This is a genomic window from Pyrobaculum islandicum DSM 4184, from assembly GCF_000015205.1.
Lineage (GTDB): Archaea > Thermoproteota > Thermoprotei > Thermoproteales > Thermoproteaceae > Pyrobaculum > Pyrobaculum islandicum.
In genome coordinates this window covers 963,801-977,190 of the sequence record NC_008701.1, presented here as the reverse complement: position 1 = coordinate 977,190, position 13,390 = coordinate 963,801, and the positions used below count along the sequence as shown (strand labels likewise).

General features: G+C 46.3%; 18 protein-coding genes and 1 pseudogene. 8 read left to right on the top strand and 11 right to left on the bottom strand.

The window, feature by feature from the left end; genetic code table 11:
• Positions 1 to 156: 156 nt before the first annotated feature.
• Both PISL_RS05590 and cdd read left to right on the top strand, forming a co-directional pair.
• Positions 157 to 824, top strand: a pseudogene (locus PISL_RS05590) (zinc ribbon domain-containing protein); the annotation flags it as partial.
• Between the two features lie 234 nt (positions 825 to 1,058).
• Positions 1,059 to 1,433 carry a cytidine deaminase gene (gene cdd, locus PISL_RS05585; RefSeq protein WP_053240361.1) on the top strand — a complete coding sequence of 125 codons (375 nt, stop codon included), beginning with the start codon at positions 1,059 to 1,061 and terminating at the stop codon, positions 1,431 to 1,433.
• Here the strand turns inward: cdd and PISL_RS05580 are convergent.
• The 5 genes from PISL_RS05580 to PISL_RS05565 all read right to left on the bottom strand — a co-directional run bounded on the left by PISL_RS05580 (position 1,430) and on the right by PISL_RS05565 (position 4,126).
• Positions 1,430 to 2,353 carry an Mrp/NBP35 family ATP-binding protein gene (locus PISL_RS05580; RefSeq protein ID WP_011762831.1) on the bottom strand — a complete coding sequence of 308 codons (924 nt, stop codon included), beginning with the start codon at positions 2,351 to 2,353 and terminating at the stop codon, positions 1,430 to 1,432. The two genes, cdd and PISL_RS05580, sit on opposite strands and share 4 nt — an antisense overlap.
• Before the next feature lie 82 nt (positions 2,354 to 2,435).
• Positions 2,436 to 3,053, bottom strand: a complete 618-nt coding sequence (locus tag PISL_RS05575) for a MarC family protein (RefSeq protein ID WP_011762830.1) — start codon at positions 3,051 to 3,053, stop codon at positions 2,436 to 2,438.
• Between the two features lie 44 nt (positions 3,054 to 3,097).
• Entirely contained in the window at positions 3,098 to 3,256 is a 159-nt protein-coding gene (locus PISL_RS10770) for a 50S ribosomal protein L37e (protein ID WP_011762829.1), read from the bottom strand.
• Positions 3,253 to 3,495 (bottom strand): LSm family protein, encoded by a 243-nt coding sequence (locus PISL_RS05570; protein ID WP_011762828.1) that lies wholly within the window; start codon positions 3,493 to 3,495, stop codon positions 3,253 to 3,255. Before PISL_RS05570 ends, PISL_RS10770 begins: the two co-directional genes overlap by 4 nt.
• 205 nt (positions 3,496 to 3,700) lie before the next feature.
• Complete coding sequence (locus tag PISL_RS05565; RefSeq protein WP_053240360.1) at positions 3,701 to 4,126, bottom strand: zinc ribbon domain-containing protein; 426 nt, start codon at positions 4,124 to 4,126, stop codon at positions 3,701 to 3,703.
• Positions 4,127 to 4,220: 94 nt separating this feature from the next.
• Here PISL_RS05565 and PISL_RS05560 point away from each other — a divergent pair, with 94 nt between their 5' ends.
• The gene (locus PISL_RS05560; RefSeq protein ID WP_053240550.1) at positions 4,221 to 4,514 is read left to right on the top strand and encodes a tRNA-intron endonuclease family protein; all 294 of its coding nucleotides are present in this window, start codon (positions 4,221 to 4,223) and stop codon (positions 4,512 to 4,514) included.
• Positions 4,498 to 4,776, top strand: a complete 279-nt coding sequence (locus PISL_RS05555; RefSeq protein WP_053240359.1) for a hypothetical protein — start codon at positions 4,498 to 4,500, stop codon at positions 4,774 to 4,776. Before PISL_RS05560 ends, PISL_RS05555 begins: the two co-directional genes overlap by 17 nt.
• A gap of 13 nt (positions 4,777 to 4,789) precedes the next feature.
• Here PISL_RS05555 and PISL_RS05550 read toward each other — a convergent pair whose 3' ends face one another.
• Positions 4,790 to 5,239, bottom strand: coding sequence for a PUA domain-containing protein (locus tag PISL_RS05550; protein WP_011762825.1), 450 nt, complete (start codon positions 5,237 to 5,239; stop codon positions 4,790 to 4,792).
• 46 nt (positions 5,240 to 5,285) lie between these two features.
• On the opposite strand from PISL_RS05550, the gene PISL_RS05545 reads away from it, so the two are divergent.
• Genes PISL_RS05545 through PISL_RS05530 form a run of 4 tightly spaced genes read left to right on the top strand, consistent with a single transcriptional unit; the run spans position 5,286 to position 8,138 of the window.
• On the top strand, positions 5,286 to 5,771 hold the full coding sequence (locus PISL_RS05545) for a multiprotein bridging factor aMBF1 (RefSeq protein ID WP_011762824.1): 486 nt from the start codon (positions 5,286 to 5,288) through the stop codon (positions 5,769 to 5,771).
• A complete protein-coding gene (gene hflX / locus PISL_RS05540) occupies positions 5,761 to 6,879 on the top strand; it encodes a GTPase HflX (RefSeq protein ID WP_011762823.1) in 1,119 nt (372 codons plus the stop codon). The genes PISL_RS05545 and hflX overlap by 11 nt, the downstream gene beginning before the upstream one ends.
• Before the next feature lie 33 nt (positions 6,880 to 6,912).
• Positions 6,913 to 7,425, top strand: a complete 513-nt coding sequence (locus tag PISL_RS05535) for a transcription factor (protein WP_011762822.1) — start codon at positions 6,913 to 6,915, stop codon at positions 7,423 to 7,425.
• On the top strand, positions 7,422 to 8,138 hold the full coding sequence (locus tag PISL_RS05530; protein WP_011762821.1) for a proteasome assembly chaperone family protein: 717 nt from the start codon (positions 7,422 to 7,424) through the stop codon (positions 8,136 to 8,138). The genes PISL_RS05535 and PISL_RS05530 overlap by 4 nt, the downstream gene beginning before the upstream one ends.
• Here the strand turns inward: PISL_RS05530 and tgtA are convergent.
• From tgtA to PISL_RS05505, 5 genes are read right to left on the bottom strand one after another with little or no spacing between them, the layout of a single operon-like run.
• Positions 8,127 to 9,611 (bottom strand): tRNA guanosine(15) transglycosylase TgtA, encoded by a 1,485-nt coding sequence (tgtA, locus tag PISL_RS05525; protein ID WP_011762820.1) that lies wholly within the window; start codon positions 9,609 to 9,611, stop codon positions 8,127 to 8,129. The genes PISL_RS05530 and tgtA overlap by 12 nt on opposite strands.
• A 49-nt stretch (positions 9,612 to 9,660) precedes the next feature.
• Positions 9,661 to 10,167 carry a hypothetical protein gene (locus PISL_RS05520; RefSeq protein ID WP_011762819.1) on the bottom strand — a complete coding sequence of 169 codons (507 nt, stop codon included), beginning with the start codon at positions 10,165 to 10,167 and terminating at the stop codon, positions 9,661 to 9,663.
• On the bottom strand, positions 10,164 to 10,376 hold the full coding sequence (locus tag PISL_RS05515) for a hypothetical protein (protein WP_053240358.1): 213 nt from the start codon (positions 10,374 to 10,376) through the stop codon (positions 10,164 to 10,166). The genes PISL_RS05520 and PISL_RS05515 overlap by 4 nt, the downstream gene beginning before the upstream one ends.
• Positions 10,354 to 11,838 (bottom strand): type II/IV secretion system ATPase subunit, encoded by a 1,485-nt coding sequence (locus tag PISL_RS05510; protein ID WP_011762818.1) that lies wholly within the window; start codon positions 11,836 to 11,838, stop codon positions 10,354 to 10,356. The genes PISL_RS05515 and PISL_RS05510 overlap by 23 nt, the downstream gene beginning before the upstream one ends.
• Positions 11,839 to 11,841: 3 nt before the next feature.
• Positions 11,842 to 13,365: a hypothetical protein gene (locus PISL_RS05505; protein ID WP_011762817.1), complete on the bottom strand. Its 1,524-nt coding sequence runs from the start codon at positions 13,363 to 13,365 to the stop codon at positions 11,842 to 11,844.
• Between the last annotated feature and the right edge of the window lie 25 nt (positions 13,366 to 13,390).

Sequence of the window (13,390 nt, the reverse complement as noted above, 5' to 3'; positions counted from 1 at the left end):
TCGCCACATGCATAAAAAGCTAGACGCGGCTCGGCCCACTCACCCTTTCGACTCCTTCACACACCTGCCTCACGTCGTCGCTGTAAGGCAGGTGAAGCGAGGGAGTAGAAAGAGAGTCTCTTCAACTAGCTTTCCTCCCCCACGCCCTTTATGCATATGAGCCAAACGTACAAGACGTTGAAAATCAGAATCCTTTGGAAACTCGTCGAAGAGCGGCCGGACGTCCTAGACCTAGCGACGAGGATACATCTCGCGACGGAAGAGTACGCCAAAAGGCTGTTGAAAGAGGCCACGGGACAGGAGGAGCCCAAGCTCGCGTCGGAGGAGCTAGACTGCTTGCTTACTCCCGACAGGCGGGAGTTTGCGCATAAGATTATCGAAGACGTGTTCTCCAAGTATGGACTTAAGAGACACTTTGCAGAGTGGGCTAAGTTCCTTTGGTGTGATGTGGTGTTCCACCGGGCGGTTCCGTTAAACGCCAGTTGAGAGTGGAAAACGAGAGAGACATGAGTAGGGCCGTCTTTGTTAACCTTAAGAGCGGTGTCGTCAGAGTGCGGAAGTTGGGCATACCGCCGTTTGTCTTAAAATTGAAGAAGGGCAGCATCTCTTGGATAAGAGAGAGACTACAGGAAGGCGCCAAACTCAAGTTGACATTTTTGGGCATTGAGAAGAGAGATGGTGAGAAGGATCCTACTTACGGCGGCCTGTATATTGCCTTGGTGTCCGCTAGAGAAGTCAAGCCAACGGAGCCCAAGGCGCTTGTCGTTGTTGACGTCAACCGGTTGGATCACTACATAAAGGTTGGCCTCGTGGCCGACGGCAGACGGGGGCGCCAAGCTGTTACAAAACAAGCGACTCGCGGCCGGCCCCCGTATGACCCGCCCCCTTGCCCCGGTGCACCCGAGGCGGCCCCCAAGTCCCTCGGGGAGGGGCCAAGAGAGAGGTAGGGGGATGTGTAAAAAGATTTATGAGTCTAGAAGTTAGGTAGACGGCGTCTCTTAAAAAGGCGTGGTGGTATGGGTGGGCATATTATTAATAAGAGGCAAAAGTGTGGAGACGTGGAAGATTTGATAGAGAAGGCCAGGGCTGTTATAAACAACGCCTATGCCCCATATTCAAACTTTAAAGTGGCGGCTGTAGTAAAGACAAAGAGTGGAAAGGTATATACAGGAGTTAACGTGGAAAATGCATCATATGGCTTGACTATATGTGCTGAACGTGTTGCTGTTTTTAAAGCGGTATCTGAAGGTGATAGAGATATTGACGTAGTCGTTGTATATACAGATACAGAGGAGCCCACGCCGCCTTGTGGAGCATGTAGACAGGTGATAGCAGAGTTCAATCCAGATGCGCTTATAGTAATGGCGAGCAGGACTAAGGTGATAACTGTGAGACTTAGCGAATTGTTGCCGAGACCATTTATAAAACGCTAGCTATTCCCCCCTTCTTCTTCGCCCGGCAATTTAAGGAGGGAAATCCGCCTTGGTTTTTTCTCCGCCTCTATGGGCTGTTGTAACTTATCTTTATACATTTCTATCAATTTGTCTACCACTTCTAATATGGCTTTTGCAGTCTCGTTTTCACTCGCGAGAAATTCGTGAAGTCTACCGCTGTCAAGATATTGGGAAAGATCGGGGTCTATTGGTATCCCTCCTAGAAATGGTACGCCGGAGCTTTCAGCTATTTTTCTACCGGCGTCTTTTCCAAAGATATAATACAACTTTCCATTGTCTGGGCATTTAAAACAACACATATTCTCGACAACGCCGGCCACCTTGATGTTTAATTTACGTGAAAAGTCTATTGCTTTTAACACGATTCTCCTAGAGATATCTGTCGGAATTGTAACTACTACACTGCCATCTAACCCCCCTTGTAGACTCTGGGCTATTGTAAGCGGGGCGTCTCCAGTGCCAGGCGGGAGGTCTACTACTAAGACATCTAGAGAACCCCAATCAACCTGTGCTATAAAATCCCGTAGTGCTTGATTAACAAGAGGCGCTCTCCATATGACGGCCGTATCGTCGCTAGGCAGAGCAAATTCGATAGAAACGACTTTAATGCCTAGAGGGCCTGTCACAGGGATTATCTTTCCGCTTTTCTCATCTACATATAACATACTGTTTGATACGCCGAGCATTTTAGGAACGGTAGGCCCATAAACATCGCCATCTAATATGCCCACTTTATACCCCCTCATGGCAAAACCCAGGGCTAGGGATGTAGTTACAAGCGATTTGCCGACGCCGCCTTTGCCAGATATTGTAACGAGCTTGAGTTTTACCCCTTTTAAAACTTCGGCGAGAGATCCCGGCGCAGTTGCTTGCCCTTTAACGCTAATTTTTACAGACACGGCATCTAATGTGTATGGAATTTATAAATCTGTTAGCTGGGATTAGAGAAAAAATGTCTCATTAAAGAGAGAGATATGGGGCCTATGTTAGAAGTTCTGCCGACCACAACTGGAGTCCTCTACGTATTAACGAGATCCCGATGGCTACGCTGATAATTAACATTATTTTTTCCAGTACTCTGACTCCGAGCATGCCTAAGATTTTTAGTATAAATTCCGATATATAGAGCGTAAATAGGGTGAGCACCGAGACTGTGAAGATTACAAATAGCGTGGGGAAGACGCCCATATATTTAGACAGCAGTAGTACATATGATATAGACGCCGGCCCCGCTAGAAACGGGACTGCCAGAGGCACTATTGCTACTTCTAGGCCATTCGACGAAATAGTCTGTTCATAAGGCCGCAATAGTTGATACAGAGAAAAAGCCGTTAGTATAAGCCCACTGGCGATAACAAAATCGCCAAGTCTTACGCCAAAATAGCCGAATATCTCAATGCCGAAGGTTGCGAAAAGTACAAGAACAGAGGCGGCGACTAATACAGAGAGTATAAGCACTCTACGTTTACGTGTTTTATCTAACTTAGCAGTAAGGGCAACAAAGAGAGGCACATTACCGATGGGATCTACAACTACATAAAGCGCGACTATTGCCGTGAGGAAGTCAAGTGGTGTTAAGTCAGCACCCAGATTTATCATTCACATAATCAGCGATGACGGGCCTTCTCCATGTTATATACTTTTTACTTTGCCCAATTATATTTCCTCCAACGTTTAGTTCTACCCCAACCGCATGCAGCACAATATTTTTTCGATACGTTATATGAGTGTCTGCCGCAACGCGGACATCTTATGTGAGTTTTCCCCTTGCTATGTTTCCCCATTGACGGTGTGCCTTTCATGACACAGGCGATATGAAGAGCACGTTCTCCCCTCTTATAACAATAGTCCCCCGCTTGTATACATTTCCATCTATTATCTCTTCTGCATCGTCTAGGAGTAAGTTTACATGTTGGTCAAACGAGCGGAGTATGCCTCTTATCTCATGACTATCTCTTAGTTTTACTAACACTTGCTTACCAATGGCATCTTGTAACGTGGCGCCTAGAGTTGCGAAACATTTAGAGACGTCCGAAGCCATGGGCGTGCACTGGAGTAAGTATATAAAGTTTTACGCCTCTACAAGATTTATATTAGCGCCCAGAGAGATTTTAGGGCTGTGTATTTATGCTAGGCAAGTATAACTGTCGCGTCCCCGCTTGCGCGGGCCCCTTTTTGCGCATTTACTATCAGCCTAGCTCTGGCATGGAGCCAGACGGTCGCGGCTCTGCTCGAGGGGACAAAGCCTATTCGATCCGCAGAACGCGTTTATTTAACTTCTTTGTATAAATACAGACAACCGTCTGCCGTCCGTCCCTACGCCTAGGGACTTTCTCCTCGCCCACGCCTTCATGGGTATCCAAGATACCTCGGGTACGTCCCTCCCCCCTTTCCACCCGCAGTTGGGGCAGAGGAGGAGTCTCGGGGGCGTTGCCCCTCACGAGTTTCTTCCCGCACCGTGGGCAGAGGGAGGGGGCGCCCCTCGGATTCACCTTCACAACCGGAACGCCGCGCTCCCTCGCCTTTTGTATAATTTCCCTAAGCATACTTCTAGCCGCTACATAGGCCAGAGCCCAACCAAAGGCTGTGGAGGCCAGAGTAATGGCGGCGCCTAGTTTAGCCGTTGTGTAGGGGCCGGTTATGACCGCAAGCGTCTTTATGCCAGATTTCATATCGCCCTCATAATCTATTGCCGTTTTTACAACCCCAGCCCGAGTGATGGTGTTTTCTGTTGTAATTTTTAAACACCGACAAACATCGGAAAATGTGGATGACGTATTGTTAGAACAGGTTTTCAAAGACCTTATGTCGAGAGGATTTAAGATACTGGAGAGACTTAACGACAGAATGTTTATCGCCGAGAAGAAGAGTAAATATCTTTTCTATGTTATGGTAGAGGGGATTGAAGTAACCACGCAGACTTTACTGAGTTTTATAAATATGGGAGAGACTCTTTCTATGGATACAGTTTTGGCGTTAGTAAGCAACGATGGCACTGTCACATATTACTTCGTCAGAAAAATTAGACTACCGCGTAATGTCTATGCTGAGGGTGTTTGAACGTCTTGTGGAAATATCCAGAAGTAAGGGAATTCGCTTTGTTCTCCATTTTACTAAATGTCGCGGTAAAGTTGGTATAGATAGAGAAATCAAGGCGCTTGATGAAGAGGGGAGGCCGGCGCCATGGGGCAGAATATTTCCAGGGATTACGCCGCAAAATATATTGCACCAGTGTATACTTAAGAAAGTCGAAGTTTACAAAGGCTCTCAATTACTCGGCGAATATAACACTATTGAAGAGGCTCTTTCCGCTTTGACATAGACTGTTAACAAGCCTAGGGCGGCGGAGGTTGTTGTGTAGTTTTCTCTAGAGTTTCTCTAACTCTAATGGCGTAGCCCCTCTTAAGTGTTAACTCCTTGATACTGTAGATTAACCTCCCCACAGCTATGATAGATCCGCTTGGATCTACTACCGCTACTTCTCCATTGGCTCTTACATCAGGCGTTATAGAAATTATATACTTTGCAGGCACGTTTCTCCCCATTGCAACATATTTTGCCGCTTCGGAATCTACTACGGCTTTTCTCTCTAAAAACATTGCCCCGTGGATTGTCGGGAGGAGGTAGCCATCGTTATTTCTTAGGACAAACGCCAGTTTCCCATCTATATAAACGCGTCTAATTCGCCCATCTTTATTCCGCTCTATTTCAACCACATGTCGTTGTAGTTTTTCTGCCGCTTCTCTTCCATAGAGATAGGCGATTATGTTTATGATACCCCTCATACGTCGTATAGGGAAGTTTTAAATAAATTATAAAAGGTTGTAAGACGTGTATTGTGAAATATGTGGGAGGCCCATAGAGGGCGAGCCTATACCGATAGAGGTAGATAAAGCTGTACTGTACGTATGTAAAAGTTGTGCAGCTAGATATGGTAAAAGAGTGTCGCCGCAGCTACAACAAGCAGTTCAAAAGAAGACGCCGCCACGGCCTAAATCTGCAACTCCCCGCCTACAGTCTCTCGATGTGGATCTTGTGGAAAATTTTGGAGAAGTTATTAAAAGAGCTAGAGAGAATCTTGGCCTCTCTAGAGAGGCTCTTGCAGCTATGTTAGGCATTAAGGAGGCTGTCTTAAGGAGGATAGAATCCGGGCAGTTACAGCCCGATTTAGCATTAGCTAAGAAACTTGAGAAAACTCTTGGAGTAAAACTACTGATAAACATAGCTGAAGAAGGCGCCACTTCAGGGAGTGGTAGAATAGATAGAGGTCTTACACTAGGCGAGGTAGCTGAGATTAGAGATAGTGATGAGAAATAGGGCGCTTCTTTCTTACGTCGGCCCTAAGACGCCGAATTTAGCTTATAAACTAGAGGAATTCACGTCTCTGGTAGAGGCGGCAGGTTTTGACATTGTTGACGTAGTTACCCAGTTTGGCAGAGCAGATACAAGATTTTATCTTGGGTCTGGCAAGGCTAAAGAAGTTGCAGAGAGAGATTTTGACATATTTATCGCGTATCATAGCTTAACCCCTTTGCAAGTTTTTAATTTAGAAAAGCTTTTTAAACGTAGTGTTATAGATAGAATATTAGTTATACTTACAATTTTTGAAAAAAGAGCAGGTAGCATAGAGTCGAAGTTGCAAATTGAGTTAGCTAGGCTGAGATATGAGTTGCCAAAGGTGAAGGAGTATTTAAGGAGGGCAAAGATGGGGGAGCAGTTGGGCTTCATGGGCGCAGGTGAGTATATCGTAGATGCTTACTACCGCCATATGGTGAGAAGAATATCTACAATTAAACGTAAGCTAGAAGAGGTGCGTAGGAGTAGAGCTATGTATATCTTGAAAAGGAGAGAAGCCGGCGTGCCTGAGGTAGTGATTACCGGCTATACAAGTGCCGGGAAGACGACATTGTTTAACAAGATGGTAGGTGAAAACAAGCTTGTAGATGGTAAACCGTTTGCCACCTTAGAGACATATAGCAGAGCGCTAGATCTCTGGGGCAGGAGAATTGTGTTGACAGACACTATAGGCTTTATAGACGACCTGCCGCCTGTATTAATTGAGTCTTTTCATTCTACACTTCAAGAGATTATAGATGCCGACATAATACTCTTAGTTTTAGACGGCTCCGAGCCGGAGGAAGAGGTACTACGTAAGCTAGAGACATCAGTAGAGACCCTAGGAGAGGTGGGGGTAAGTCGCGACAAGGTAATACTTGTTATAAACAAGGTTGATAAAATTGGCGTTCAAAAAATACGACACTTACGTAATGTAGTAAGTAAATATTTTGAGTGGTTTGTTCCTATCTCGGCGCTTACAGGCTTCGGTATTGAGACGTTGAAAACTGTGTTATTCCTAAAAGTTAATGGTCGCATGTCTACATATAGCACGAAAGAACTGTCGCCGAGAATCAATATCTTAGTTTAAAAATGGCCGTATGTATTGTAGGATATGAAGGGTATGAAAGAGGCTTATTTGTATATTGTGGAGAAATCTGTGGCTTGGGAGTTTGACAGCCCTGAATATGGCAGGTTAGCGCGTAAAGTTGTTGAACTCCTCTACGAGCGTAAAGAGGATTTATCAGATGACCGTGTTGCGATTTTTCTCAATATATCTACGGCAGAGACTAGGAGGATACTTCAGTATTTAATGAAACAAAATATGGTTGGTGTTAAGAAGAGGACGACGGAAGATTATAGAATAGAATACACGTGGTATGTAGACGATGAGATAATACGTCAAGCTATAAAAAATAGGGCAAAAGTAGCTAAGGAGAAGATATCTTCACTTATAAGATCATTGACAGAGGGGGCGTACTACATATGTCCAACTTGTCACATGCGTTATACTTTAGACGAGGCGATTAATTATGGCGGCGTATGTCCAGTCTGTGGTACGCAACTTGAGTATGTAGAAAATACAGAAGAAATAAACAAGCTCACAAAAGTATATGAGGAGGTTGACAAAATATGAGGGTAGAATTCAGAGTTTTCAAACCTGTAGAAAACTATGAATTGTTTATAACGGGGTTCGCTGGCATAGGTATAGTTGGCCACCTTGCCACTAAGTATATAGCTAGAAATTGTGAAGTTGTTGGCGTTGTGAGATACAGAGGGGAGCCCCCTGTTGTGTCTATTGAAGGCGGTAGGCTTTTGCTTCAAAACGAGATTTTTTCGTGTGGAAAGGTAGTTGGCGTAGTAAACAACTATGGCGTTCATGATGCTGCAGTCTACGATTACACAAAGGCTTTAGCGTCTTGGGTCGTCAATAATGAATTTAGGGCGGCAGTTCTCTTTGGCGGATTGGATGGGAGGTTACGTAGAGACCAAGATCTATTACGTATTGTATATACATCAGCTTATAAGAGGGCGGAGTTGCCTACAGGCGGCGCCAAAGTGTTAGAACAAGGTTTACAAATAGTGGGGCCGCTGGCCTATTTAGTGTCTTTTCTTGAGGAGCTAGACTTTCCTACGTTAGTAATACTGCCGTATGCCGATGTCTCTAGACCTGCGGATCCTTATGCCGCAAGTGTTGCTGTAGATTTCTTTTCAAAACTTTTTGACTTCCCTATAGACACAAGCGGGTTAAGACAGTTAGCAGAAGAGCTTGAGAAAGAGCTTGAGGAAATGCGCCGGAGACTTGAGGAACAAAGTAAAAGGGAGGAGACCTCTAGATTATACATATAAAGCGATTTCTTCTAGAGAGCTGGCTTTAATCACGCTTTTATTAACTAGTGGGATATCGACGTTATATGTTATTATAACGTCGTAGCGGTCTAGCCACTCATAGGCGCGTGCACGCGCGGCCTCGTCTTCGCCCTCTGATTCGTTTTGAGAAAGTGGGTAAATTTCAGCTAATTCCTCGGGGATTATGCCAAAGATGGGGTCGTAGAAAAGTATGTGGGCTCTATCGCCTATTATGCCTTTTAGATATATATACTCCCAGCTTCTGTTATACGGCTTTTCATTTACCCTAATTACCACAGCCTTTTTAGACAAAGCAGATACATGCGACATTCTTGTCCAATGTCTCATAGGCTCAGGTCTGGAGGATGCTGTATCTGCGAAAAAGAAAAGCCCGTGTGGATCTGGGTGTGTCTCTGGGTCGTACTCTTCTAAGAGACGGCGGTAGCGGTGGAGGTTTTTTAGAAATCTATATAGAGCCGGATGGGCTCTTGCCTTTATCTCTAAGTACTCCCAGAGAGTGCCCTCGTAAATTCTCTGTTTTATCTCTAGAAGTTCCTCTCTCAACACCGCGAGGTTGTGTTCAGCTATTAACATCATACGCTCTTGTTTCGGCATTTCCCTAAGCTCTTTTACAGGCGTGTAACAGAGTTTGGTACTACAGGGCAGATACTCCGTTTTTACATCGTCTAGACGTAACGTGCGGTCTCGAAGTATAATCCTATCGTCTCTTGCGTATAGTATGTAAGACGCGCTATCGAATAGATCCACGCCTAAAGCTACTGCAAATGGAAGCACAAGCGGGTGACCTGCGCCGAAGAGATGAAGAGGCGCCTCTCGCATCATGTTAAGTTTTACATCTAAGACTATTTTTAAGATGAGGTCAAACTTATACTCCTCTAGAAGAGTGGTGGGGCTGCCGATTGCGTAGATATGAAAACCTAGTTTAGACAGCTCTTTGGCAGACCTAATCAACAAGTCTGTATACAATGCGCCTTGTATAGGCGCCACGACTAGCATATCTAGGTCTTTTAGAACAGCCGCAGCTCTTTTGGCCCGTCTAATAGTCTCTTCTACTTTAAGCAATGCGCTCTCATAAGGCTCCTCATAGTCGAAGGGGAGGTCGAGGATTACTCCAATATCGCTTCCTATTTTCTGTTGAAAATATAGAATTTCGTCTGGATCTACCTCTACAGTCCCATATCTCAGTATCTGATAAGCTCCCGAGTCTGTCATAACAACGCCCCTCCACCCGAGGAGTTTTTTTATGTCAACTGCTTTACCTCCTGTGAGTCTATACAGAAAATAGGCGTTAGTGATTACTTGGTTAAAGTACTTCTCTACAACTTCCAACGGTACCTCCTGCCTTCTGGGGTCTACCACTGGGAAGAGAGCCGGAGTCTCTACAACTCCGCTTTTTGTATATAACAACCCAATCCTGCCTGCTATATCCTTAGCTACAATTTCAAAAGACACAAAGCTGTAAGGTTGGACCCTTAAAATTATGCTGCTGATGTTTAAGTTTCTACAGATCTATAACCTCATATTCGGAGATTATTTTTGTCCTATCGGCTGTATATAGCGGACCTACTGTGGCGAGGTATTGCCTAATTATTTTAAACCAGTGGGGTTCCTCCACAGTATATCCCTTAGAGTAGGCATCGTTTACTAAAGATATCAAGCTTGCGATTTTTGGATGAACTGCTCTAACAGCCCCGGCGGGAATTACGTCTATGATATTTTCAGGTAGCGTTTTTACGGATTCCTCTAGCTTTGAAAGTCTTCTCAAAGACTTATATGTGCGTATTCTTTTCTGAACGATTTGTTTACTCGCTTTGCCCATTCTTACTACTGCTGTAGAAAGACCCAGCAACCCCAATGTTACTAAGGGAATGCTTGTGATATGTGCCACTAGAAAAGTCGCAGTAGCTATAAGTACTGTGAATATAGACAGGGCCTTTAGGTCTTTTATAAGTACTCCTCCTATTGCAGATAAAATGGCTATAATCGCGGCGAGGAGAAAATCTATCATATTGGTACGATTTCACAAATATCTACCGCTATTAATTGGTACTCCCCCTGTGGCAATTTCCCAACTTGGGCTAGACATCTATTTAATAATTCTATCTTCTTTTTGATAAATACATCAAGTCTCTCATCGATGTTTAAAAGCGTATTCAATAATTCGATCTCCCGCATTATGGCTTTAGCAAGATCTTCAGGCTTTCCGTAATACAGCATGCTTCTGTCTATAGTACTCTCTTACAGCCTCTCCTACTTTCTCTGCGTCAAAGACGCCTCGTTCTACTAAGTGGGCCAAGAATTTTGCTCTTTCTAATATTTCATTGTAACCGCCCAGCTTCTGAAGCCAGTAGGATCTCCTTAGATCTATTTCGACAGTATCATTACGTTGGTCATACCAACCCACGTTTATTAATCCAAACTCCTCTTCTTTAATCTTTATTTTACCCGGTGCGGCGTATGGATACGCCCTTAGCCAAACAACTTCAGTAATAGATGTAACGCGTCTACCAAATTCAAACCGCTTAATTGTAACAGTCACGTGGAAAGCCGATATATGTTCTGGAGATACTCCCATGGCCTCGCCTGTGAGACGCATAAACACCTCCATTATATCCTCGGCGTGGAAGGTAGTAGCGCCGCCGTGGCCTGTCAAAACTCCCTGTATCAGCTCGTGGATCTCTCTGCCGCGGCTCTCGCCTATGACAATTATGTCAGGTCTCGCGCGGAGCAGGTACTTGACGAGGTCTATTAGGTATATTGCGGACTCCGACCCGGGCAGGTTCTTCATGTAGTCGTACATCGGCGACGTGAAAAGCATGACCACGTTCTGGTAGCTAGGAGGCATCCTGATCTCGGGGGTCTCCTCCGCTATGGCGAGACGTTTGTGGGGCAGAAGGACAAGCAATGCGTTTAACAACGTAGTTTTGCCCGTGCCCGTGCCGCCGATAATCATTATAGACTTGTGGTGCTCGAATAGGTACCATAGATAAGCCATCGCCAAGGCGGAGATGGTGCGTCTCTTTATCAGCTCTGTCGGCGATATGGGGTGGGGGGGCTGTATACGGACGGATACGTAGGGTGGGTTTCTCGCCACTCTGCCAGACATCGCCGTGGCGAAGCGCAGAAGTGCCCCGTTTCTAAGACGTATATAGGTGTCTTGTATGGGATACTGCTCGTTAAGCGGACGTCCGGTTTCTGCGTAGACTCTGCCTACGATTTTAATTAACGTCTCTTTGTTTGTCGGTATTACATTAGTCCTTATATTATAGCCGTAGTCTCTATGATCTACGAATATTGGGTTGTCGGTTCCGTTTATATTTACGTTTTCTAGTCGTATATCATATAGAATTGGCGTAAGGTAGGAGTAGTCGGCAGCCTCTAGCTGGACGTAGTATCTCACAGCAGCGCGCAATTGTCTCGGAACCCCTATGTCGGCCATAGCCATTTCGATAAGTTTGCCAAGCTCCTCCCTGGTGAGGTTAGGCCTGATTATCTGGTTGGCCGTGAGATACTCCACAACCTTGTAGGCGTATTCGCCAACTTTCTCAGAGTAGGGGAAGGCGTACGCCACGTTGTAGCAGTACCCGTCTTCAGACCTGTATATCTGGATGCGGGCCCCCTCAGAGGCGTACTCCTCAACGACCGCCCCCCTGCAGGAGTCAAGTCTAAAGTCTAGCATGGCCTACGCCTTGAGGAACACCCCTACCGCAAACGACGCAACGAATACGGCCAGATACAGCAGGGCTAAATACAGAAGCCCGCCTCTAGTGGAGAAGCTTATCTTGGTGAAGAGGAAGTAGTAGCCCACGGACATTATGGCGAGCGCTAGATACAGCATGCTCATGCCCACGCCGCCTAGTTGCGCCCCACCGGAGATCTTAGACATCGCCTCGGTCAGCCTAATCATCGAAGTGTTTACGAAGGCCACCATGGCGGCTCCCGCGAGCGCGAGGAAGCGGGTTATGTTTAACGTCCTGCCGATCTCGGATCTGTACTCAAAGAGCTTTACCACAAAGTTCTGTAGCTGGTCTATGGTGGATCGGGGTAACGTGCCGAGGCGGTATATGTCCAAGAGCATCCTCAATATCACAGACATTACCGGTTGCATGCCTTTTAAAGCTACGTCCTCAAGCCTACTGTCTCCCACCTTCATGGTCTGCAAGAGCGCAGCCGCCTTGCTGTTAAATGGGCCGTAGTCCCCAAAGGTTATGGCGTTTTCAACTGCGCGGTAGACGGAGGGGGCTCTCTTAAGCTCGTCGAACACCGTATATACAAAGTCCATGAACCCCCTCTCGAAGGCTTTGGCGTCGACTCTTTCCCGCGTGATAACCCATCCAGCCAATGCTACGCCGAAGGCGATGAGCGGCGCGTAGAAGGACATCGGCGTGAAACCCAACACTATCATGGCGACAGCGGCAGCTATGCCGAAGAGGAGCGGGGGGATTCTAAAGTCCATTTTCATAAGCGGCACGTTTATGAAGAGGGCCATGACGACGCCTAAGATGGCGGGGAGGAGGCCGCCCATTAGCACGAGCATGGCTGGGTTGCCTCTCCCGATGACCACCGCCGTGACTGACAGCATTGCGAGGCCCACTACTAGGGACGATATGAGAGACGTCAGCCTATCCATGCGCCTCTGCATAGCCGTCGAGAACTCCACGATGTCCATATCCATGTAGAGGGAGAGCTTCGCTACGATATCTTCGCCGATGCGGAGGGAGGTGTATAGGGAGTTGAAGCGGTACACCAGCTTCTGGGGAGCCAGCTTCTCCACGGCGCGCTTCATGGCGTCCATAGGCTCCATGCCGATCATCCTGGCGTTATTCCACGCGGCTATCGCGAGGGTTCTCACGCCTGGGAGCTCTCTATAACGCATCATCCTCTCAATGACCAAGTTCAGGTGGGCTTTTGTGGCGAAGGCCATTTGTACAAGCGCGGTGAAGAAAACCATCTCTGTCGTCAAGAGCTCACGAATAGAGCCGGCGCGTAGAGAGACAAGCAACTTGGGGAAGAAAAAGAGTAGCGCTCCTACTCCAAGAAAGAGCGGTCCGAGTGGGAGTGCTCTTAAGGCTATGAAGACGCCTCCTATTCCCAAGATTCCGAGACCTAAGAGGTTGAAAAGTCTTGCCGTTCCTCTAAACCTAAGGGGGTCAAGGTCTGTCCGTTCAATGCCTCTTAGTTGCCATTTAACAATTGTACTAAGCACACATGATGTATATCTCTTTGTTAAA

Bases quoted from the DNA above. Each gene is read 5' to 3' on its own strand.
- PISL_RS05575 (WP_011762830.1), bottom strand. From the start codon at position 3,053: ATGATAAATCTGGGTGCTGACTTAACACCACTTGACTTCCTCACGGCA.
- PISL_RS10770 (WP_011762829.1), bottom strand. From the start codon at position 3,256: ATGAAAGGCACACCGTCAATGGGGAAACATAGCAAGGGGAAAACTCAC.
- PISL_RS05570 (WP_011762828.1), bottom strand. From the start codon at position 3,495: ATGGCTTCGGACGTCTCTAAATGTTTCGCAACTCTAGGCGCCACGTTA.
- PISL_RS05565 (WP_053240360.1), bottom strand. From the start codon at position 4,126: ATGAAATCTGGCATAAAGACGCTTGCGGTCATAACCGGCCCCTACACA.
- PISL_RS05555 (WP_053240359.1), top strand. From the start codon at position 4,498: ATGCTGAGGGTGTTTGAACGTCTTGTGGAAATATCCAGAAGTAAGGGA.
- PISL_RS05550 (WP_011762825.1), bottom strand. From the start codon at position 5,239: ATGAGGGGTATCATAAACATAATCGCCTATCTCTATGGAAGAGAAGCG.
- hflX (WP_011762823.1), top strand. From the start codon at position 5,761: ATGAGAAATAGGGCGCTTCTTTCTTACGTCGGCCCTAAGACGCCGAAT.
- PISL_RS05535 (WP_011762822.1), top strand. From the start codon at position 6,913: ATGAAAGAGGCTTATTTGTATATTGTGGAGAAATCTGTGGCTTGGGAG.
- PISL_RS05530 (WP_011762821.1), top strand. From the start codon at position 7,422: ATGAGGGTAGAATTCAGAGTTTTCAAACCTGTAGAAAACTATGAATTG.
- PISL_RS05520 (WP_011762819.1), bottom strand. From the start codon at position 10,167: ATGATAGATTTTCTCCTCGCCGCGATTATAGCCATTTTATCTGCAATA.
- PISL_RS05515 (WP_053240358.1), bottom strand. From the start codon at position 10,376: ATGCTGTATTACGGAAAGCCTGAAGATCTTGCTAAAGCCATAATGCGG.
- PISL_RS05510 (WP_011762818.1), bottom strand. From the start codon at position 11,838: ATGCTAGACTTTAGACTTGACTCCTGCAGGGGGGCGGTCGTTGAGGAG.